Origin of the sequence: Nesterenkonia populi (assembly GCF_007994735.1) — a bacterium.
GTDB classification, from domain to species: Bacteria; Actinomycetota; Actinomycetes; order Actinomycetales; family Micrococcaceae; genus Nesterenkonia; species Nesterenkonia populi.
This window is the reverse complement of the sequence record NZ_VOIL01000001.1, coordinates 907,433-926,528: the sequence shown is the minus strand read 5'-3', so window position 1 is coordinate 926,528 and position 19,096 is coordinate 907,433. Positions and strand designations below refer to the sequence as shown.

The 19,096-nt window shown below is 68.2% G+C and carries 15 protein-coding genes; 5 read left to right on the top strand and 10 right to left on the bottom strand.

Features of this window, described 5'->3' with window-relative positions; genetic code table 11:
* Positions 1 to 93: 93 nt before the first annotated feature.
* Positions 94 to 1,224 carry a glutathione S-transferase family protein gene (locus FWJ47_RS04375; protein WP_147104634.1) on the bottom strand — a complete coding sequence of 377 codons (1,131 nt, stop codon included), beginning with the start codon at positions 1,222 to 1,224 and terminating at the stop codon, positions 94 to 96.
* An 80-nt stretch (positions 1,225 to 1,304) separates the two neighbouring features.
* Between FWJ47_RS04375 and FWJ47_RS04370 the strand changes: the two genes are divergently transcribed.
* On the top strand, positions 1,305 to 2,144 hold the full coding sequence (locus FWJ47_RS04370; RefSeq protein WP_147104631.1) for an SDR family NAD(P)-dependent oxidoreductase: 840 nt from the start codon (positions 1,305 to 1,307) through the stop codon (positions 2,142 to 2,144).
* A 48-nt stretch (positions 2,145 to 2,192) separates the two neighbouring features.
* Here the strand turns inward: FWJ47_RS04370 and FWJ47_RS04365 are convergent, their stop codons facing one another.
* Positions 2,193 to 3,584, bottom strand: coding sequence for a mechanosensitive ion channel family protein (locus FWJ47_RS04365; RefSeq protein WP_170228476.1), 1,392 nt, complete (start codon positions 3,582 to 3,584; stop codon positions 2,193 to 2,195).
* 99 nt (positions 3,585 to 3,683) lie between these two features.
* Here FWJ47_RS04365 and hisD point away from each other — a divergent pair, with 99 nt between their 5' ends.
* Positions 3,684 to 5,009, top strand: coding sequence for a histidinol dehydrogenase (gene hisD, locus FWJ47_RS04360; protein ID WP_147104625.1), 1,326 nt, complete (start codon positions 3,684 to 3,686; stop codon positions 5,007 to 5,009).
* A 59-nt stretch (positions 5,010 to 5,068) separates the two neighbouring features.
* Here hisD and FWJ47_RS04355 read toward each other — a convergent pair whose 3' ends face one another.
* Positions 5,069 to 5,422: a non-heme iron oxygenase ferredoxin subunit gene (locus FWJ47_RS04355; RefSeq protein ID WP_147104622.1), complete on the bottom strand. Its 354-nt coding sequence runs from the start codon at positions 5,420 to 5,422 to the stop codon at positions 5,069 to 5,071.
* A gap of 10 nt (positions 5,423 to 5,432) precedes the next feature.
* On the bottom strand, positions 5,433 to 5,831 hold the full coding sequence (locus FWJ47_RS04350) for an RNA-binding S4 domain-containing protein (RefSeq protein WP_147104619.1): 399 nt from the start codon (positions 5,829 to 5,831) through the stop codon (positions 5,433 to 5,435).
* A 412-nt stretch (positions 5,832 to 6,243) separates the two neighbouring features.
* Here FWJ47_RS04350 and FWJ47_RS12335 point away from each other — a divergent pair, with 412 nt between their 5' ends.
* Positions 6,244 to 8,388 carry an SH3 domain-containing protein gene (locus FWJ47_RS12335; RefSeq protein WP_170228475.1) on the top strand — a complete coding sequence of 715 codons (2,145 nt, stop codon included), beginning with the start codon at positions 6,244 to 6,246 and terminating at the stop codon, positions 8,386 to 8,388.
* Between the two features lie 206 nt (positions 8,389 to 8,594).
* Here the strand turns inward: FWJ47_RS12335 and FWJ47_RS04340 are convergent, their stop codons facing one another.
* From FWJ47_RS04340 to FWJ47_RS04330, 3 genes are read right to left on the bottom strand one after another with little or no spacing between them, the layout of a single operon-like run.
* On the bottom strand, positions 8,595 to 9,305 hold the full coding sequence (locus tag FWJ47_RS04340) for a hypothetical protein (protein ID WP_147104613.1): 711 nt from the start codon (positions 9,303 to 9,305) through the stop codon (positions 8,595 to 8,597).
* Complete coding sequence (locus tag FWJ47_RS04335; protein WP_147104610.1) at positions 9,302 to 10,216, bottom strand: ABC transporter ATP-binding protein; 915 nt, start codon at positions 10,214 to 10,216, stop codon at positions 9,302 to 9,304. The genes FWJ47_RS04340 and FWJ47_RS04335 overlap by 4 nt, the downstream gene beginning before the upstream one ends.
* Before the next feature lie 11 nt (positions 10,217 to 10,227).
* A complete protein-coding gene (locus tag FWJ47_RS04330) occupies positions 10,228 to 10,647 on the bottom strand; it encodes a GntR family transcriptional regulator (protein ID WP_147108920.1) in 420 nt (139 codons plus the stop codon).
* A gap of 129 nt (positions 10,648 to 10,776) precedes the next feature.
* On the opposite strand from FWJ47_RS04330, the gene FWJ47_RS04325 reads away from it, so the two are divergent.
* Positions 10,777 to 11,604: an HAD-IIA family hydrolase gene (locus FWJ47_RS04325; protein WP_147104607.1), complete on the top strand. Its 828-nt coding sequence runs from the start codon at positions 10,777 to 10,779 to the stop codon at positions 11,602 to 11,604.
* Here FWJ47_RS04325 and FWJ47_RS04320 read toward each other — a convergent pair whose 3' ends face one another.
* The 3 genes from FWJ47_RS04320 to FWJ47_RS04310 form a co-directional block, all read right to left on the bottom strand.
* The gene (locus tag FWJ47_RS04320) at positions 11,605 to 14,160 is read right to left on the bottom strand and encodes an MMPL family transporter (protein ID WP_147104603.1); all 2,556 of its coding nucleotides are present in this window, start codon (positions 14,158 to 14,160) and stop codon (positions 11,605 to 11,607) included.
* Positions 14,161 to 14,241: 81 nt separating this feature from the next.
* Positions 14,242 to 14,838 carry a TetR/AcrR family transcriptional regulator gene (locus FWJ47_RS04315; RefSeq protein WP_147104600.1) on the bottom strand — a complete coding sequence of 199 codons (597 nt, stop codon included), beginning with the start codon at positions 14,836 to 14,838 and terminating at the stop codon, positions 14,242 to 14,244.
* Positions 14,835 to 17,612 (bottom strand): MMPL family transporter, encoded by a 2,778-nt coding sequence (locus FWJ47_RS04310; protein WP_147104598.1) that lies wholly within the window; start codon positions 17,610 to 17,612, stop codon positions 14,835 to 14,837. Before FWJ47_RS04310 ends, FWJ47_RS04315 begins: the two co-directional genes overlap by 4 nt.
* Positions 17,613 to 17,748: 136 nt before the next feature.
* Between FWJ47_RS04310 and FWJ47_RS04305 the strand changes: the two genes are divergently transcribed.
* Positions 17,749 to 19,047, top strand: a complete 1,299-nt coding sequence (locus tag FWJ47_RS04305; RefSeq protein ID WP_246126153.1) for an anthranilate synthase component I family protein — start codon at positions 17,749 to 17,751, stop codon at positions 19,045 to 19,047.
* The last annotated feature ends 49 nt before the right edge of the window (positions 19,048 to 19,096 follow it).

Sequence of the window (19,096 nt, the reverse complement as noted above, 5' to 3'; positions counted from 1 at the left end):
CACCAAAAAGCGGCACAAAAGAAGGAGCCCTCTCTGGTTCGCCTCAGCGGCGGCAGAGAGGGCTCCTTCTGAACAGGCAGCAACAGTCCTGTCTCAGCGGTGCAGGGGGTTCGCGCCTGGGGGCCGCTCGTCCTGCGCAACCGGGCCGGGTGCGGTCGCACCGTCGGCGAACGGGGAGCCGCCCAGCCTCTCGCGGCCGTGCTCGGACAGCCAAGATTCCAGCTCAGGGCCCTTCGGCACGATCTGAGTGGGGTTGATGTCCTCGTGGACCTCGTAATAGTGGGCCTTGATCTGGTCGAAGTCGACGGTGTCGCCGAAGCCGGGAGTCTGGAACAGGTCCCGGGCGTAGCCCCACAGGTTCGGCATCTCGGCCAGTTTGTTCCGGTTGCACTTGAAGTGGCCGTGGTAGACGGCGTCGAACCTCACCAGGGTGGTGAACAGGCGGACATCCGCCTCGGTGATGTTTTCGCCCATCAGGTAGCGGCGGGAGCCCAGCCGCTCCTCCAGCCAGTCGAGGGTTTCGAAGAGGCGGTCGTAGGCCTCCTCGTAGGCGCGCTGAGAGCCGGCGAACCCAGCCCGGTAGACGCCGTTGTTCACCTCAGTGAAGACCCGTCTGATGACGGGGAGCATGTCCTCGACCAGCTCGTCCGGGATCAGGTTCGGGGCGCCCTGGCGGTGGTGGTCCTTCCACTGGGTGGAGAGGTCGAAGGTCAGCTGAGGATAGTTGTTGGTGACCACTCCGCCGCTGGGAGCATCCACCAGGGCGGGCACGGTGATGCCGCGCGGGTAGTCGGGGAAGCGGGCGAAGTAGTTCTCCTGCAGACGCTCAGTGCCGAGCATCGGGTCCTTGGCGCCCTCATCCAGGTCGAAGGTCCAGGAGCGGACGTCGTGCACCGGCCCCGGGGTGCCCAGGGAGATGACGTCCTCCAGACCGAGCAGGCGGCGAATGATGATGGTGCGGTGCGCCCACGGGCAGGCCCGCGCCGCGACCAGGCGGTACCGGCCGGGCCCCGCGGGCCAGGCTTCGGCGTCCGCGGTGAGTCCTCTCATGCGCGGGTCGCCGATCTTGGAGGGCTCCTCCTGCGGTGCGGAGCGGGCGGCGGCGACATCGGCGACCACCCGGTCCTCGATATAGTTGGTGTCCCGAGAGAACTCCTCCCCGGTGACGTAGGCGCCCTGAGTGGAGTGTTCGGTCCCGAACGTCTGCTGCTTGTCCTCGGCCATGGCCTGTCTCCTCGCATCTGGTCTCACCGGGTGCCGGTTCGCTCACGCTCCACCCTAGTTGAGGCCACTAAGATGGGGCCATGGCTTCCCACACCGCGCTCATCACAGGTTCCACCGCCGGGCTCGGGGCAGAATTCGCCCGCCAGCTCGCCTCCCAGGGATACGCAGTGGTGCTGGTGGCCCGCAGCGAGGAGAGGCTGAACGAGCAGGCCGAGCACCTGGGCAAGCGGTACGGCACTGAGGCTGAGGTGATCGTCGCGGATCTGATGACCGACGACGGCGTCGCCGCGGTCCAGGAGCGGCTCGCCGACGACTCCAACCCGGTCCACGTCCTGGTGAACAACGCCGGGCACGGCCTCGGCGAGCCGTTCATCGACAGCAGCCTCGACGCTGAGCGCGGCCTGGTGCGCCTCCATGTGCAGACCACCATGGAGCTCACCCACACTGCTCTGCGGCACATGGTGGCCCGTCGCGGAGGCCGCATCATCAACGTCGCCTCGGTGGCGGCCTTCACACCCACCGGCACCTACTCAGCGGCGAAGTCCTGGATGCTGAACTTCTCGAAGGCGATGCACCAGCAGCACAAGCACGACGGCGTGCTCATCACTGCAGTCTGCCCCGGGCTGGTCCGCACCGAGTTCCACGAGCGCGGCGGCATCGAGGTCACCAGCTCCAAGAGATGGATGTGGCTGGAGCCCGATGACGTCGTGCGTCAGGCCCTGACCGCCAACGCCCAGGGCGCCGCCCAGTGCGTCCCCTCAGTCCCCTACCGAGCGCTCACCACCGGCCTGAAGTTTGTGCCCGACCGGGTGGTCCACTGGGTCTCCGAGCGCGGCGTGGGCATCCCCGGCCAGGAAGGCTCCGAGGAGGAGAGCCGGACAGAGGGTGACAAGAAGGCCTCCAACCACCAGCGAACCTGACGGTGCTCCGCGCCGCTGAGCGTCATCCCGTGCGCCCCAGCTGCGGCATCAGTCCGCCTGCTGCTCATCTTGGCGGGCCTGACGCTCCCGGTAGGCGTCCTCGCCGGGGCCGACGAGGTCGCGGCTGCGCTGAACGGCCTGGATGGATCCGGTGAACAGCCCTGCTCCCTCGCCCGGGGCGGCAGCGGGAGCGGACTCGGCCGATTCGCCGTCGACCGCGCCGAACTGCCCGGTCCCCACCGGCTCCGGGACTCGGCCGAGAGCCTGCTCGTTGCTGTAGAGCATCCGCTGGGTGAGCATCGCGTACGGGTGCTCCGTGCGGATGTAGTTGACCATGTCCTCACGGATCAGGCACCGCAGGTCCCACAGGTCCGCTGAGTTTCGGGCCGAGACCACCACGCGCGCTTGGGCGTGACCCTCAGTGGCCTCCGTCAGCTGCAGATTGTACGTCTGCCCGTCCCACAGCTCGGTGGTGTCCAGCACCCGCTTCAGCCGGCGGCGCAGAGCATCCATCGGCACCCGCCAGTCGACGTCGAGCTCCACGGTGCCCATCAGCTCGGTGCCCACGCGGGTCCAGTTCTCGAACGGGGTCGCCACGAAGTGGGCGCTCGGATAGATGAATCGGCGGCCGTCCCAGGACTTCACCACCACAGCGGAGAGTGTGATCTCCTCCACATTGCCGAAATTGTCCTCAATGACGATGACGTCGCCCACCCGGATGGAGTCGGTGAAGGCCAGCTGAATGCCGGCGATCACGTTGGACAGCGTGGACTGCATCGCCAGACCGGCCACCACCGAGACCACACCTGCGGAGGCCAGCACACCGGCGCCCAGGCCGCGAAGATCCTCGTTGAGCAGCAGCACCGCCGCCACCGCCAGAGTAATGATGACCGCCGCGAGGATCCGGCCGATCAGGTCCACCTGGGTCTGCACCCGACGGCCACGACGGTCTTCCACGCCCGGCTCGTCCTCCCCCACGTACCTGGAGAGGATGATGGCCTCCACGATCTTCACCACCCGCAGCGCCCACCAGGCCACGCTGACGATGAAGGCGACCAGCAGGCCCACGTACACCGGGCCCTGCCACCAGGCGTCGACTGCGAAGTAGACGCTCAGCGCCGAGCCTGCGAACAGCAGCAGGAAGAACAGCGGCAGCCGGGTCCGACTGATCGCCCGCCGCACGGCCGGCTTCCTCCGGAAGAGCTGCTTCAGCACCGTGGAGACCACCAGGGTGACCACCGCGGCGAAAAGCGCGACGATCGCCGCCCCGATAAGCACCCCCATCAGCGGCCCCGCCTCCGAGACGATCTGCTCAAACTGCTCCGGGACGCGATCCTCCACCTCCGTGACGACATCGTCGAACGGATCCTGCTCGGCCGCCTCGTCGTCGTACTCGACTGCCATGGGGGTCAGAAGGGCGCGCGGGAAGGTCGTCTGCATGGCCTGCATACTGCCACGGGCCTCCGGATCACGGAAGGGGCCGAGAATGCTGGAACAATAGTCTGCACCACCCTGCACTGACCCGCCCCAGGAGACTCGTTGCTGACCCTCAAAGACCTGCGCGGCACCGCCGTGGACGCCCTGACCCTCGCCCAGGACGCCGAGCTGCTCCCGCGCGCCGGGACCGACATCACCGCCACCGCCGACAAGGTGACCCCCATCCTGGACGAGGTCCGCAGCCGCGGGGTACCCGCGCTGATGGACTTCGCCGAAAGGTTCGACGGCGTGCGCCCCGAGTCCCTGCGCGTGCCGGCTGAGGCGATGGCTCAAGCCACGGAGCGCCTCGACCCGCAGATCAGGGAGGCCCTCGAGACCTCCATCGCCCGGGCCCGTGAGGTGCACACCGCCCAGCTTCCGGCGGCCTCGGTGATCGCGCCCGGCCCGGACGCGAAGGTCACCAACCGGTGGGTGCCGATGGCACGGGTGGGGCTCTATGTCCCAGGCGGGCAGGCGGTGTACCCCTCGTCGGTGGTGATGAACGTGGTGCCCGCCCAGGTGGCCGGTGTGCAGTCGCTGGCGATCGCGTCCCCGCCGCAGAACGAGTTCGGCGGGTGGCCGCACCCCACCATTCTCGCCGCAGCCCACCTGCTGGGGGTGGATGAGGTCTACGCGGCCGGGGGCGCCCAGGCTGTCGGAATGTTCGCCTACGGCGCGCGCGACGAAGCCGGCGAGCTGGCCTGCCCGCCGGTGAGCTTCATCACGGGGCCGGGCAACATCTTTGTGGCGACCGCCAAGCGGGCCGTGCAGGGGGTGGTCGGGATCGACGCGGAGGCCGGACCCACCGAGATCATGGTGCTCGCGGACGAGACCGCACCGGCCAACCTGGTGGCGGCGGACCTGATCTCTCAGGCCGAGCACGACGAGCTCGCCGCAGCCGTACTGGTCACCCCGTCCGAGGAGCTGGCCCGGACGGTCATCGACCAGGTGCAGCACCAGGCGGCGACCACCAAGCACACCGAGCGGGTGCGCGCCTCACTGACAGGGTCGCAGTCGGCGGTGCTGGTGGTGGATGACCTGGACGCCGCCGTCGCGGTCGCCAACGCATACGGCGCCGAGCACCTGGAGGTCATGACGGGCGACGACGACGCCGTCGCGGAGCGGATCACTGACGCTGGAGCGATCTTCCTCGGTCACTACAGCCCCGTCTCCCTGGGCGACTACTGCGCCGGCTCCAACCACATCCTGCCCACCGGCGGGGCTGCCCGCTACTCGTCCGGGCTGAACGTCACGGCGTTCATGCGCTCCCAGCAGGTGGTCCAGTACGGCCGCGAAGGCCTCGGACTGGTGAGCTCCCAGGTGCGCCGCCTCGCCGACGAAGAGGGCCTCCCCGCCCACGGCGACGCCGTCGACGCCCGCTTCGGCTGAGTCCCGCCTGACAGCAGTGGCGACAGGTCACGCACGCCTCAAGCCTCGCCGTCTGTCCCTCAGTCCTGGCCGGACTCCGGGTGCGGGACGCCGGGGTGCAGGTAGAGGGTGCCGTCCTCCTCTGTGACCAGGTGAGTCTTCACCGGCTCCAGCGCCGGCGGGGTCTCGGGGACGCCGGTCTTCAGGCAGAACCCGGAAGCATGCATGGGGCATTCGAGGACACCGTCCTCCACGAACCCGTCAGAGAGCGGGACAGCCTCGTGGGAGCACTCGTCATCCAGCCCGTAGTAGCCGCCTTCGAGGGCGTGCACCACGGCGATGTCCTCGCCGTAGCCGGTGTCGTCAGCTTTGGCCAGCATCACCTCCCCGGCGGGGAGCTGGTCAGCGGGCCCGAGTGCAACTTTGTCAGCCATGCACGCCAGTCTACTGACCAGTGCCCTGACGTTTCGTGTAGCCGCGGAGCAGCTCCAGCTGGCGGCGCTCCTTCTTGGAGGGGCGGCCGGTGCCGCGTTCGCGCCGGGGGAGACCGACGTCGCGGGGTCTGACCTGCTCGGGCGAATGGTCCTTGTAGGCCTTCTGAGCCACCGGCGCGCCGACCCGCTTGGCGTGGGTGCGGATGACTTCGAGGATGACCGCATAGCCGGGCCGTGAGATCTGCAGCCGAACGCCGGGGACGATCTTCGAGGCAGGCTTGACAGGTTCGCCGTCGACTTTGATCTTCCCGGCCCGGCAGGCCTCGGTGGCTGCGGAGCGGGTCTTGAACATACGCACTGACCACAGCCATGCGTCGATCCGCACCGGTGCGACAGGTTCCTCGCTCATACCCACCCAGTGTAGGGATAGCACGAGAAAGCCCCCGAACCGGCTGCGTGAGGGGGACGCTGAAGATGCCGGCCCGGGGGCTGAATCACTCGCACCTCGAAGAGGCACTCTCTACAGTAGGGGCAGACCTTGACGGGACCCCCTGGTTTCACTGGATATTCACTGTGAATCTATGCGCGGTCCTCTGGTCGAAGCACACAGGCGGAACGCCGAGCACCGAGAACGGACCTTAAACCTGTGCTTGAGCTGTGAATCGCGTGGATGGTCGCAGCCTCATTACGGTGTCGGTGACTGCCAGGGGGCCGCGCTTCCCATCGCGCATCTGCCTCTTGCCCGCAGTCGAAGAGACCTTTCGCCGTCGAACGTCTCCACACGGCGGAAGGCCCGTGCATTGCGTGCCCAGAGTGAGGAAATGACCGTGACCGCGCAGAAGAAGCTGGCTCCAGCCATCATCGGGACCCTGGCCGCCGGGGCCGTGGTGCCCCTGAGCGCCACCGGGGCGTCCGCCGACGCGGACTCGCCCAGCAGCGGGGACTCCCCGCGGAACCTCGGGACCTCTCAGTTCAGCTCCCCGCAGTTCGCCGGCACCTCCCTGTCCGGCGGCATCGAGCTGCGCGTGCCGGCGTCGAACCCCGCAGCCCGAAGCGACAACGCCGGCGAGCGCCTGCGCGTCACCCAGCCGCTGAACGTGCGCAGCGGCCCCGGCATGCAGCACGCGGTAGTGGACGGAATGTTCACCGGCACTGAGATCGCCTCCACTGGGCGCAGCGGCAAGTGGGTGCAGTTTGAGCGCAGCGGCAAGCAGGTCTGGTCCCACGGCGACTACCTGGAGCCGGTCACGGACGAGGCGGAGACCGTCACCGCCTCCCCTGCCCCCAGCACATCCAGCAGCGGTGAGCGGCTGAGGGTCACCACCCCGCTCAACGCCCGCAGCGGCCCCGGCGTGCAGCACGCAGTGCTGCAGGGCATGCCCGCCGGCACCGAGATCACCGTGACTGACCGGCAGGGCGACTGGGTGCAGTTCAGCCGCAACGGTCAGCAGGTCTGGTCCAACAGCTTCTACATGGAGCAGGTCGGCGGCCAGGAAGCCTCCTCCGGCTCCAGCTCCGCTCCCTCATCCAGCAGCTCAGCGGGCAGCAGCCCGGACAGCTCATCCAACACCGGCGGCGGTTCGAGCTCAAGCGGACCGGACAGCGGCAGCGGCAGCGGACCCAGCAGCTCAGCGGGAAGCTCCAGCTCGGACGGCGGCTCCTCTTCCGGAAGCAGCTCGAACAGCGGCTCCTCGTCGGAGAGCGGCAGCAGCTCGGAGTCGACCAGCTCCAGCACCTCCGCCTCTGCTTCCTCCGAGAGCTCCGGCGGCGACAGCTCAGGCAGCCCCTCAAGCTCGGAAAGCTCGGACGAGAGCACCGCCTCATCGGACTCGTCCTCCGGCGGCTCCGCCTCCAGCGCTCCCGCGGCCACCGGGGAGACCGCCACAACCACCGTGCACCAGAACCTGCGCTCCGGGGCAGGGATGAGCAACGGCGTCCTTCGGACCGTAGCCCCGGGCACTGAGCTGGACATCCTCGACGAGACCGATCTGTGGGTTCAGGTTCGGCACAGCGGCACCACCGGCTGGCTGGCAAAGTCGCTGCTCGAGCTCTCCGGCGAAGACAGCGGCTCCTCCGGCAGCGCCGACAGCGAGTCGCAGACCAGCGCTGAGAGCAGCGGCGGGAGCAGCGCCTCCTCAGACGCGCCCTCGTCCGAGAGCTCCTCCAGCTCCGGCTCTTCGACAAACGCCGGATCCTCCAGTGAGACCGCCCCCTCAAGCAGCAGCCAGACGGCGACGACGTCCGCTGCCCTGAACTTCCGGTCCGGCCCAGGCACCGGCAACGCCGTGATCAGCACACTCCCGGCGGGGACCCAGATCCAGGTGCTCGAGCAGAGCAGCGGATGGGTCCAGACTCAGCACAACGGCCGGACCGGTTGGGTCTCAGCTTCCTACCTGAGCGGACTGGGCGGGCAGCCCTCCGGGTCCAGCTCAGGCTCCAGCTCCTCGAACGGCTCCTCCAGCAGCGGCTCGGGCTCCAGCTCAAGCGGGTCATCGAGCTCCTCCTCGGACAGCAGCTCCTCCGACTCGAGCAGCTCTGCCAGCTCCGGCAGCTCAAGCACGGGGAGCACCTCCGGCTCAACGAGCTCCGGGTCCACCGGCAGCTCGAACAGCGGCAGCACCTCCGGCGAGCGGCGCGGTCCCAGCTCCGGTCAGCACCGGCAGTCCCCCCACGGGCCCTACAGCCGGGCGTGGGACGAGCTGGCACAGTGCGAGTCCTCCGGCAACTGGTCCATCAACACCGGAAACGGATACTACGGGGGCCTTCAGTTCTCCCAGCAGTCCTGGGAGTGGGTCGGCGGAACCGGCCGTCCGCACGAGGCCTCTCGCCAGGAGCAGATCAGCCGGGCCTACGCCCTCTGGCAGCGCCAGGGCTGGAACGCCTGGCCGGCATGCTCCAGCCGGCTCGGCCTGTCCGGGAGTCCCGGCGGCTACGGCGACAGCTACTTCGACGTGCACGGCCAGTAGCCCCTTCGGACACCACCGCGAAAAACTCACAGTGAATGTTCAGGAGTTTTCAGGCGTTCCATCAAGGTAGGCCCCTACATTAGTAATCACCTCATCAAGGTGCGAGTGATTCAAGACCCCGGATCGACACTTCTAGCGTCCCCCTCACGCAGTCGATCCGGGGTCTTTCTCGTGCGGACGGCCAGCCTGAAGCGTCGCGACCGGGACTAGGCAGCCGGAAGGCGCCGGATCGTGAGCCAGTTGGCACCGGTGACCACCAGGGTTCCCAGCGTCAGCCAGACGGTCCACGTCAGGGCGTTCTGGTCGACCAGCCACTGCCCCACAGCGCCCCAGCCGCCGTAGACGGTGAGCCCCGCGCCGGTGACCAGGAGGGCCAAGCCGAACAGTCCGTAGACGATCAGCGTGCGGACCATGCCCAGCAGGCGGTAGAGCATCGGAACGAGCAGACCATTCATCATGGAGAACATCGTCGCTGCGATGAGCACCAGCCCCAGCCCGAAGACCCCGGCAGGCTCCATGAAGTACGAGATCGCCAGCATCGACTGCCCCGTGCCGAAGGTGTCGGTGAGCTCCTCCAGCCCTATCACCGCAGCGACAAGCAGGCCGGCGGTGAGTGCAGAGGCAAGGAAGACCAGGACAATGCCGGCCAGCGTCACCCGGCGGCTGTAGCTGAGGCTCAGCGCATGCGGTACGCCGTAGGCCCCGGCCATGGCCGCGCTCACAGCCAGCGCGCCGATCACGGCGCCATAGACTCCGCCCACAGTGATCTCGCCGGACATCTCCTCACCCTGCACCTGAAGCCAGGTGAGGATGCCCAGTTGGACGGCATAGGCGATGGGCAGAACGATCAGAGTCATAGTGATGACGTTGTTCTTCAGCAGCAGGTGCAGCCGTGCTGCGGCGATGATGCGGCTCATGCCTGCCTCTCCTTTCCGCGTGCGTCCTGCTCCCGGGTGGTCAGATGCACGACGAGGTCCTGCAGGCCCACCGGCAGCACATCGATCTCCAGCTCTGCGGCCCGCTGACGCTCCGCCTCCGACAGATGCCCCTCAACGGTGAGCCGCACGGTACGGCCCATGGCCTCACGAGTGAGCACCGCACGGCCGCCGGCGAGGTCATCGACGGCGTCATCGCGGCCCACCAGGGTGACCGCCCGGTCCCGCAGGGCGTCAGCCTCCTCGTGCAGGAGGACCTGGCCTCTGTCCAGTAGCACTACGTTCTCGATGAGGTGAGCAATCTCGTCGATGAGGTGCGAGGAGACGATGATGGTCCGCGGGTGCTCGGTGTAGTCCTCCAGCAGCGCCCGGTAGAACTGGCTGCGCGCTACCGGGTCCAACCCCACATAGGGCTCATCGAACAGGGTCAGATCCGCCCGCGACGCGAGACCGGTGATCACCCCGACCGCGGAGCGCTGACCGTGCGACATCTTCTTGATCTTGGTCCTCTCCGGAACCTGGAACTCTTCGGCCAGCCGTTCGCAGATCTCCCAGTCCCAGTTCGGGAACGCATCGGCGGCGGCTTTGAACGCATGACGGGCCTTGATGTCCTCGGTGTAGCGCATGGACTCACGGATGAAGCAGATCCGCGGCAGGACTGACTCATTCTCGTGCGGGACCTGACCGAAGACGCTCACCTCGCCGGAGCTCTGGAACTCCTGCCCGGTCACGACGGACATCAGGCTGGACTTTCCGGCGCCGTTGCGGCCCAGCAGGCCATGGATGGACCCGGCAGCCAGCTCCAGGTCAACGCCGTCGAGCGCCGTCGTGCTTCTGTATCTTCTGGTCAGCCCGCGCACACGGACCGCGGCAGCATCTGCAGGGTCGGCCATGGCCGCTCCTCTCATTCAGTGCGCTGCGCACGCTGACGCAGCATCTCGATCACTTGGTCGGCTGTCATTCCCAGGTGCTCGGCCTCAGCCAGCACCGGGTCCAGGTAGTGATCGGCGAAGCGCTGCCGCCGCTCGGTGCGCAGAATCTCCCGCGCACCCTCGGCGACGAACATGCCCAGCCCCCTGCGCTTGACCAGGATCGCCCGGTCCACCAGAAGGTTCACGCCCTTGGCGGCGGTGGCAGGGTTGATCCGATGGAAGGCGGCCAGCTCATTGGTGGAGGGGGCACGCTCCCCCTCAGGAAGGGAACCGTCCAGCACGGAGGCCTCCACCTGCTCCGCGATCTGCACGAAGAGCGGACGTCCTTCCTCCACCGGCTCACCGCCTTTCTCCTCATCCTCGGCCCAGGGCTGGACCAGCTTAAACCGCATCACTACCTCAGTGGTTCATTACTTTACTAAGTAACCACGGAACAGCGTCGGGAGTCAACCCTGTTCCCCATCGGCAGGGCGGCATAGGATGACAGGAAAGTGACGACAAACGACGGGAAGTGAGCGAACGTGGAGCGCGAAGCGAACATCGAATGCTGGCTGACCGACATGGACGGCGTCCTCGTCCGTGAGTACGAGGCCCTGCCCGGTGCCGCAGAGCTGCTGGAGCAGTGGCGCCGCAAGGACCTTCCCTACCTGGTGCTGACCAACAACTCGATCTTCACCGCCCGCGATCTCTCCGCCCGCCTGCGCAACTCCGGCCTGATAGTCCCCGAGGACCGCATCTGGACCTCCGCACTGGCCACCGCGACATTCCTCGCCCAGCAGGTCGGCGGGGAGCACAGCGCCGCCGGCACCTGCTACGTGGTCGGCGAGACCGGGCTGACGACTGCCCTCCACGAGGCCGGGTTCGTGATGACCGAGACCGACCCGGACTACGTCGTCGTCGGTGAGACCCGCAACTACAGCTTCGAAGCGATCACCAGAGCCGTCCGACTGATCAACGGCGGCGCAAAGTTCATCGTGACCAACCCGGACGCCACCGGCCCCTCGCCCGAAGGAGTCATGCCGGCGACCGGTGCCATCGCCTCCCTGATCTCCAAGGCCACCGGCCGCGCCCCCTACGTGGTGGGCAAGCCGAACCCGATGATGTTCCGGTCGGCTCTGAACAGGCTCGGGGCCCACTCGATGAACACCGCGATGATCGGCGACCGGATGGACACCGACATCGTCGCGGGAATGGAGGCCGGCATGTACACCGTGCTGGTAATGACCGGAGTGTCCTCCCAGGCCAGCATCTCCGACTACCCCTTCCGGCCCAACCGGATCATCGACGGCGTCTACGAGCTCGTCGACGACCCCCTGCTGCAGACCGAGCAGGAGCCCGACGACGCATAGTCAGGATGTCAGCTGACGCTCCAGCCCGGCTCCCTCGACGTCGACGTCAGGCAGAATCCGGTCCAGCCACTTCGGCAGCCACCAGGCGGCCGGGCCGCACAGGGTCAGGACCGCCGGGACCAGCAGCAGGCGCACCACGAAGGCGTCCAGCAGCACACCCACCGCCAGCCCCAGCCCGATCGAGGCGACCATCGGATCCGGGGTGAAGATGAACCCGGCGAACACGCTCGCCATGATCAGCGCCGCCGCGGTGACCACTGCACGCCCGGCGTGCAGGCCCTGACGGACCGCCAGCCGCGGCCTGGCCCCGTGGGCGTAGGCCTCCCGCATGCCGGAGGCAGTGAACAGCTGATAATCCATCGCCAGGCCGAACAGGATGCCGACCATCAGGATCGGCAGGAAGGTCATCACGGGTCCCGGCCGGGTGACCCCGAAGAGGTCCGCGCCCCAGCCCCACTGGAAGACGGCGACCACCACGCCGATCGCGCCGGCCAACGATCCGGCGAAGCCGACAGTGGCGATGACAGGCAGCAGGATGGAGCGGAACACCATGATCATCAGCACCAGGGACAGGCCGACCACCAGCAGCAGGTAGAGCGGCAGGGCGTCGGCGATCACCCCGGAGATGTCGATGTTCGCCGCGGTCATGCCGGCCGCGGAGAGCTCCACGTCCTCCACGGACGCTCCGGCCAGAGGGTTGCCGTCGCGGAACTCGTGGACAAGATCCTCCGTCGACTCAGCGGAGGGCCCCTCGACGGGCACCACCTGATAGGCGGCCATCGTGTAGTCCTCGGAGAGAGTGATCGGCACGACGACGTCGATGTGCTCGTGCTCGGCCAGCTCCTCAGCGATCTCCAGCTGGTAGTCGGTGGCCTCAGCCTCGGAATCCAAGGCCTCAGGGAAGTCAGCGAGAGCGACGAGCGGGCCGTTCATGCCCTGTCCGAAAGCCTCCTCAGTCTCCACATAGGCCTGGTGGGAGCTGGAGTCCTCAGCCTCCGAGCCGGCGTCGGGCAGCCCCAGCCGCAGGTCGAAGGTGGGGATCGCCAGCAGTGCCAATCCGGCGACGGAGGCCGCAGCAAGGCCGAGCGCCTTCGCGGTGCTCATCGGCGCGGATATCTTCTCCTCAGGCCTCTCCTCCGCCTCAGCGGCGGCCTCGACGCGGCGGCGCTCCTTCTTGCTGAGGATGCGCCGGCCCACCAGCTTCAGCAGAGCAGGGGTCATGCTGGTCGCCATCAGCACCGCGATCAGCACGCAGAACGCGCCGACGGTCCCCATCAGGCCCAGCATCTGGATGCCGGTGACGTTGAGCGCCAGCAGGGCGATGATGACGGTGGCACCGGCGAAGACCACCGCGTTGCCCGCCGTGCCGTTCGCCAAGGCGATGGATTCTCGCAGGTCCATGCCGTCCTTCAGCTGGCGGCGGTGCCTGCTGATGATGAACAGGGCATAGTCGATGCCGACGGCGAGACCGAGCATCAGCCCGAGGATCGGGGTCATCGCCATCATGTCCACCAGGCCGGAGAACGCCATGGCCGTGGCCACACCGATGCCGACGCCGACCAGGGCGTTGAGCAGCGGCAGGCCGGCGCCGATGAAGGTGCCGAGCATGACCAGCAGCACGATCGCTGCAATCATCAGGCCGATAGCCTCAGCCACGGAGAACAGGTGAGGCATCTCGAAGGCGATGTCACCGCTGGGGAGCACATCCACGCCATCGATCCCGGCCTCAGTGAGCTCGTCGGCCACAGCCTCAAGGTCCTCCATGCCGACCTGCTCCAGCGGCACCTCAAAGCCGATCATCAGCACCGCGACGTCGCCGTCCTCACTAACCATGGAGGCGTCTTCGGTGAGCGCAATCATCCGCTCGGCGCGCTCCAGCTCCGCCTCACCATCTCCGGAGGCGAGCTCCTCCTCAGCGGCCTCGAGCTCAGCCAGGCCCTCCTGAGCCTCGGTCAGCTGCCCCTCGGCCGCCTCAATCTCAGCCAGAGCGGCCTCAGCCTGCGCCTCAGGCATAGCACCGGCCTCCGCGGCGGCCTCAATCTCAGCCCGGCTCTGCTCCAGCTCCTCGAGCGCCCCCGGCAGCTCCTCCGGGGTCATGCCGGCTTCGGCGAGGCCGGCCTCGAGCTCCTCGCGGCCCTCCTCAATCTCCGCGGGAGCGCTCTCCAGCTCCTCGCGGGCATCGGCGAGCTCCTCCTGCCCGGAGGCCATCTCCTCCTGCGCCTCGAAGGGGTCGGTGACCTCCTCGACGACGTCGTGCCCTTCGAGGTCTGCGATGAGCGCGGCGACCTGCTCCTGCTGCTCGTCGGTGAACGGCCCGCCGTCGTGGGTGCGCAGCACTGCAGTTCCGGAGCCGCCGCCGGCGTCGGGGAGCTCATCGGCGAGCCGGTCGGCGACCTCAGTGGTCTCCAGGTCCGGCATGGTGATCTGGTCGGTCAGCTGCCCGCCGAAGCCTATGAAGGCCATGGCGGCCGCCAGAAGGGCGGCGAACCAGGCGGCGATGACAGTCTTGGCGCGGCGGGCGGCGAGCAGCCCGAGCCTGTGGAGGAGCGTAGCCATAGGCACGAGCCTAAACGGAACGCTGCGTCTCATAAAAATTTCCGAGACGCTGCGCCTCGAAAAGTGAGGAAGTTCACACCCCTATCGCCTCAGCGCACCCTCCAGCAGCATGTCGACGAGCCGACCGGCCCACTCCGGATCAGGCTTTCCCGCAGTCACCATCTGCATCACCACCGGCCCCATCACCGCCGAGGTCAGCAGGGACGGATCAGTGCCCTCGCGCAGATGCCCGGCCTCCGCGGCAGCCCGGAAACGTGCGGCCAGGTGGGAGTTGGCCCACGGATCAGCCTCCCTCACCAGCTCCTGCATCTCCGGGTCGCTGGTGACCAGCGCCGCCATCAGGCTGCGGGTCATCGTGACGCCGTCGTCCGTGCCCTCCTCGCTGCGATGCCCCTCCTCAAGCCAGGCATGCAGGTCAGCCTTGAGATCCCCCGTGTCCGCGACAGGGGCGAAGTCCAGCTTCAGGTAACCGGTCAGCAGAGCCTCAAGCACAACAGCAGCCTTGTTCTGCCACCAGCGGTAGATCGTCTGCTTGCCGACGCCGGCCTCCGCGGCGATGCCCTCCACGGTGACCGCCTCATAGGCGCAGCCCTGCTCGTCCAGCAGGCGGGCCACCGCCTCCATCACCGCACGGTGGGAGGCCTCGCTGCGGGGCCGTCCCCGCCTGCCGGCGCTCATGCCTGCACCTTCTCACGATCACTCGCAGCCGCGGCGTCGCCGTCCTCACCCTCCGACTGGACGAGCCGGGCGCCCTCGACGTCGACGTCGGGCATGATCCGGTCCAGCCAGACAGGAATCCACCAGGCCGACCTGCCCAGCAGAGTCAGCACTGCCGGGACCAGCAGCACGCGGACCACGAAGGCGTCCAGCAGCACACCCACCGCCAAGCCCAGGCCGATGGAGGCGACCATCGGATCCGGGGTGAAGATGAACCCGGCGAAGACCGATGTCATGATCAGCGCGCAGGCGGTCACCACCACGCGCCCGGCATGCAGGCCGCGGCGGACCGCCAGCCGAGCGGGCACGCCCTTGGCGTAGGCCTCCCGCATGCCGGAGGCCGTGAAGAGCTGATAGTCCATCGCCAGGCCGAACAGAATGCCCACCATCAGGATCGGCAGCATCGTCATGATCGGGCCCGGCCGGCCGAGAGCCAGCAGCTCCGCGCCCCAGCCCCACTGGAACACCGCGACCACAATGCCCACCGAAGCAGCCAGCGATCCCACAAACCCGAGGGTCGCCACCACCGGCAGCAGGATGGAGCGGAACACCATGATCATCAGGATCAGGCACAGACCGATCACCAACGCGAGGTACAGCGGCATCGCATCCGAGATGATGTCCGAAATGTCGATCTCCGCCGCGGTGATGCCCGCCACCGAAACTTCGTGGACACCCTGGTCCTGCACCGGGTTCGAATCCCGCAGCTCATAGACAAGATCCTGCGTGGACTCCGCGGCCGGACCCTCCTCCGGAATCACCTGGTAGGCGGCCATCGTGTTCTCGTCATTCATCGCCAGGGGAACCACCGTGTCTGCGTGGTCCAGGGCGCCGAGCTGATCGGCGACGTCGAGCTGCCGCTCCCCCGCCTCCATGTCCCCCAAACCTTCAGGGAAGTCAGCGACCACCAGCAGCGGGCCGTTCATCCCCTGCCCGAAGGCGTCCTCCGTGACCATGTACGCCTGGTGCGCAGCCGTGTCCTCAGCCTCCGATCCAGCATCGGGGAATGCCAGCCGCATATCCATGGCAGGCAGCGCCAGCACCGCCAGCGCACCGATGGACGCCGCAGCGTACAGCAGGGAGCGTCCCACCGGGATCGGCTCACCGATGCGGCTCTCCGCGCTCCCTCCGGACTTCCACTCCGCACCGATGTACCGACGCTCGCGCGGCCGCAGGATCCGCCAGCCCACCAGCTTCAGCATGGCCGGAATGATCGTGGTGGCCAGCAGCACTGCGCTCACCACGCAGAACGCGGCCACTGAGCCCATCATCGCCAGCATCGGGATGCCCGTCACATTCAGGGCCAGCAGGGCGATCACGTTGGTCACCCCGGCAAAGACCACCGCGTTGCCCGCCGTGCCATTGGCCAGCCCGATGGATTCTCGGAGGTCGATGCCGTCCTTCAGCTGCTCCCGGTGCCGGTGGATGATGAACAGCGCATAGTCCAGGCCCACCGCCAAGCCGAGCATCAGGCCGAGGATCGGGGTGATGTTGTTCATCTCCACGACCCCGGAGAGCGACATCGCGGCCATCACGCCGATGCCCACGCCCAGGATGGCGGAGAGCAGCGGCAGGCCCGCCCCCACGAAAGTGCCCAGCATGATGAACAGCACCAGGCCGGCCACCAGCAGGCCGATCGCCTCCCCGACGCCGAAGATCGGCGGCATCTCCATGGACAGATCCCCGCCCGGCAGCACCTCCAGGCCATCGATGTCCGCTCCTGTGAGCTCGTCGGAGACATCGGCGATCGCCTCTGTGCCGACCTGCTCGATCGGGTCGTGGAAGCCGACCATGAGGACGGCGACGTCCTCATGGTCGGAGAGCAGCTGAAACTCCTCATTGAGCTCCAGCTGACGCTCCGCCTGGTCCAGCTCCGCCTCGGCGTCCCCGGACTCCAGCTCCTCGCGCTGCTCGGCGAGCTCCGCCTCGCCCTCTTCGATCTCAGTGAGCGCCTCATCGGCGGCGTCGAGCTCAGCCTGCTGGGCCTCCAGCGGCTCCAGGGCCTGCAGCTGAGCCTGCGCGGCCTCCAACTCGTTCCGCTCAGCAACGATCTCCGCCCGCTGGGCGTTCAGCGCGTCCTCCTGCTGGGGCCACGTGCCGTCGGCCAGCGCCTGCTCCACCTGGGCGTCCAGCTCAGCGTCAGCGGCGTCGAGCTCGGCCAGCCCGGCCTCGATCTCCTCGCGCTGCTCGGCGGCCTCCTCCGGGGTGGTGCCGGCATCCTCCCACGCCTGGTCGAGCTCAGCCTGGGCCTCGTCGATGTCGTCACGGTCCATGCCGCCGAGCTGCTCGCGGGCCTGCTCCAGCTCCGCCTCTGCCTCATCGAGCTGCTCCTGCCCGTCATCGAGCTCGGCCCGGCCCTCTTCGACCTCATCGCGGGCGTCGGCGAGCTCCGCACGGGTCTCCCAGGGATCGGTGACCTCGTCGACCACCTCGTGGGATTCGACGTCTGCGATCAGCTCCTCGACGGCCGTGCGCTGGTCCTCGCTGATCGCTGAGCCGTCCTCGGTGCGCACCACCGCGGTGGCTGATCCGCCGCCGGCGTCCGGCAGCTCCTCGGCCAGGCGGTCTGCGACCTCCGAGGTCTCCAGGTCAGGCATTGAGATCTGGTCCGTCAGCTGGCCGCCGAAGCCGGCGAACGCGCTGCCGGCGAGCACCAGCATCGCGAACCAGAACGCCAGCACAGCCTTCGCGCGCCGTGCGGCGAAGAGACCCAGCCGGTAGAGGAGACGTGCCATCAATACCCTTCAAGAAATGAGCCGTGCAGAATGGATCCAGCCACCATGTATTGTGCCGCGCCTCAGCCCGAACGTCCGAGGCCACCCTGAACCTCCTCCTGAACCTGCTGGCCGTCCTGCTCATAGGATGTTCCGCATGCCTACGCCGTCTCTCCCCGCTTCACTGGGAGCCGACGGCGCATTTGAGCTCTTTGAGGCGCTCTCAGGCGAACTCGCCGCCGGCCCCCGGTCCTTTCTGGATTCCTCCGATGCTGGTGTCACTCCGGCGCCCCGACGAAGCGCCCAGAGCATCCTGGCCTTCGGTGCCGAGGTGGTGACGACCGAACCGAGCGAGTTCGGCCCCTGGCTCTCGGGCGCGTGGCCCGGTGATGGGGATTGGTTCGGGGTCCTGGAGTATGAGCAGTCCGGCCGGTTCTTCCGGGCGGAGCGGACCGTCGTCGTCGACCATCGCACCGGGACCGTCACCCCTCACGGCGACGAGGAGTGGGCCCAGCACGTGGAGCAGACGCTCGCTGAAGTGAGCTCCGCGCCTGGGGACAGCGACTTCGCCCCTCGGCTCACCGGGCTCACCGTCCGCGACTCCCAGGAGGAGTACCTGGCGAAGATCAGCGAGGCGCAGGCAGAGATCCGGGACGGAAACTCCTATGAAGTGTGCCTGACCACCGCAGTGACCGGGACCCTGCACGGCGGGGCCTTCGAGGCCTACCGGCGGCTGCGGGCTGCGAACCGGGCGCCGTTCACCCAGCTGCTGATCCTGCCCGAGCCGGAGGGCGGGACGCTGGAGATCCTCTCCACGTCGCCGGAGCGGTTTGTGAGCATGGATGCGGAGGGAACAGTCCGTTCCGAGCCGATCAAGGGGACTCGGCCCCGCGGCGCCACCGCTGCAGCCGATGCGGCCCTGGCGGAGGAGCTGCGCACCCACCCGAAGGACCGGGCGGAGAACGTGATGATCGCAGACCTGGTCCGCAACGACCTGTCCGTCTACGCGGCCGCGGGCACGCTGCGGACCGAACGGCTGTGCGCGGTGGAGAGCTATCCGAGCGTGCACCAGATGGTCTCCACGATCAGCGCCCGGCTGGCTCCGGGCTCCTCACGCGCTGCGGCGGTGCTCGCCGCGTTCCCGCCCGGGTCGATGACGGGTGCGCCGAAGCTCTCCACCATGGAGATCCTGAGGCGCCTGGAGGGCAGTCCGCGCGGCCCCTACTCCGGGGCGGCGGGATTCTTCGGGGCGGACGGCAGCTGCGACCTCTCGGTGGTGATCCGGACCGCCGTGCTGCGCCGACCAGCCGGCGCCGGCCAGCCGGCGTCGCTGCACCTGGGAGTGGGAGGGGCGATCACGGCGGACTCGGAGCCTCAGAAGGAGTGGGAGGAGATCGTGGTGAAGTCCCGGGGGGTCCTCAACGCCCTCGGGGGCGAGTTCCCGTCCCGTGAGTGAGGCGCGTCGCCCCGCCGCTCGGCCGCAGGCCGCCGTATGCGCCGGGAGC

Excerpts from the sequence above, each read along its gene's own strand:
- FWJ47_RS04350 (WP_147104619.1), bottom strand. The coding sequence starts at position 5,831 with ATGAGCGAGGAACCTGTCGCACCGGTGCGGATCGACGCATGGCTGTGG.
- FWJ47_RS04340 (WP_147104613.1), bottom strand. The coding sequence starts at position 9,305 with ATGAGCCGCATCATCGCCGCAGCACGGCTGCACCTGCTGCTGAAGAAC.
- FWJ47_RS04370 (WP_147104631.1), top strand. The coding sequence starts at position 1,305 with ATGGCTTCCCACACCGCGCTCATCACAGGTTCCACCGCCGGGCTCGGG.
- FWJ47_RS12335 (WP_170228475.1), top strand. The coding sequence starts at position 6,244 with ATGACCGTGACCGCGCAGAAGAAGCTGGCTCCAGCCATCATCGGGACC.
- FWJ47_RS04335 (WP_147104610.1), bottom strand. The coding sequence starts at position 10,216 with ATGGCCGACCCTGCAGATGCTGCCGCGGTCCGTGTGCGCGGGCTGACC.
- FWJ47_RS04315 (WP_147104600.1), bottom strand. The coding sequence starts at position 14,838 with ATGAGCGCCGGCAGGCGGGGACGGCCCCGCAGCGAGGCCTCCCACCGT.
- FWJ47_RS04305 (WP_246126153.1), top strand. The coding sequence starts at position 17,749 with ATGCCTACGCCGTCTCTCCCCGCTTCACTGGGAGCCGACGGCGCATTT.
- FWJ47_RS04355 (WP_147104622.1), bottom strand. The coding sequence starts at position 5,422 with ATGGCTGACAAAGTTGCACTCGGGCCCGCTGACCAGCTCCCCGCCGGG.
- FWJ47_RS04310 (WP_147104598.1), bottom strand. The coding sequence starts at position 17,612 with ATGGCACGTCTCCTCTACCGGCTGGGTCTCTTCGCCGCACGGCGCGCG.
- FWJ47_RS04330 (WP_147108920.1), bottom strand. The coding sequence starts at position 10,647 with ATGCGGTTTAAGCTGGTCCAGCCCTGGGCCGAGGATGAGGAGAAAGGC.
- FWJ47_RS04375 (WP_147104634.1), bottom strand. The coding sequence starts at position 1,224 with ATGGCCGAGGACAAGCAGCAGACGTTCGGGACCGAACACTCCACTCAG.
- FWJ47_RS04365 (WP_170228476.1), bottom strand. The coding sequence starts at position 3,584 with ATGCAGACGACCTTCCCGCGCGCCCTTCTGACCCCCATGGCAGTCGAG.
- FWJ47_RS04320 (WP_147104603.1), bottom strand. The coding sequence starts at position 14,160 with ATGGCTACGCTCCTCCACAGGCTCGGGCTGCTCGCCGCCCGCCGCGCC.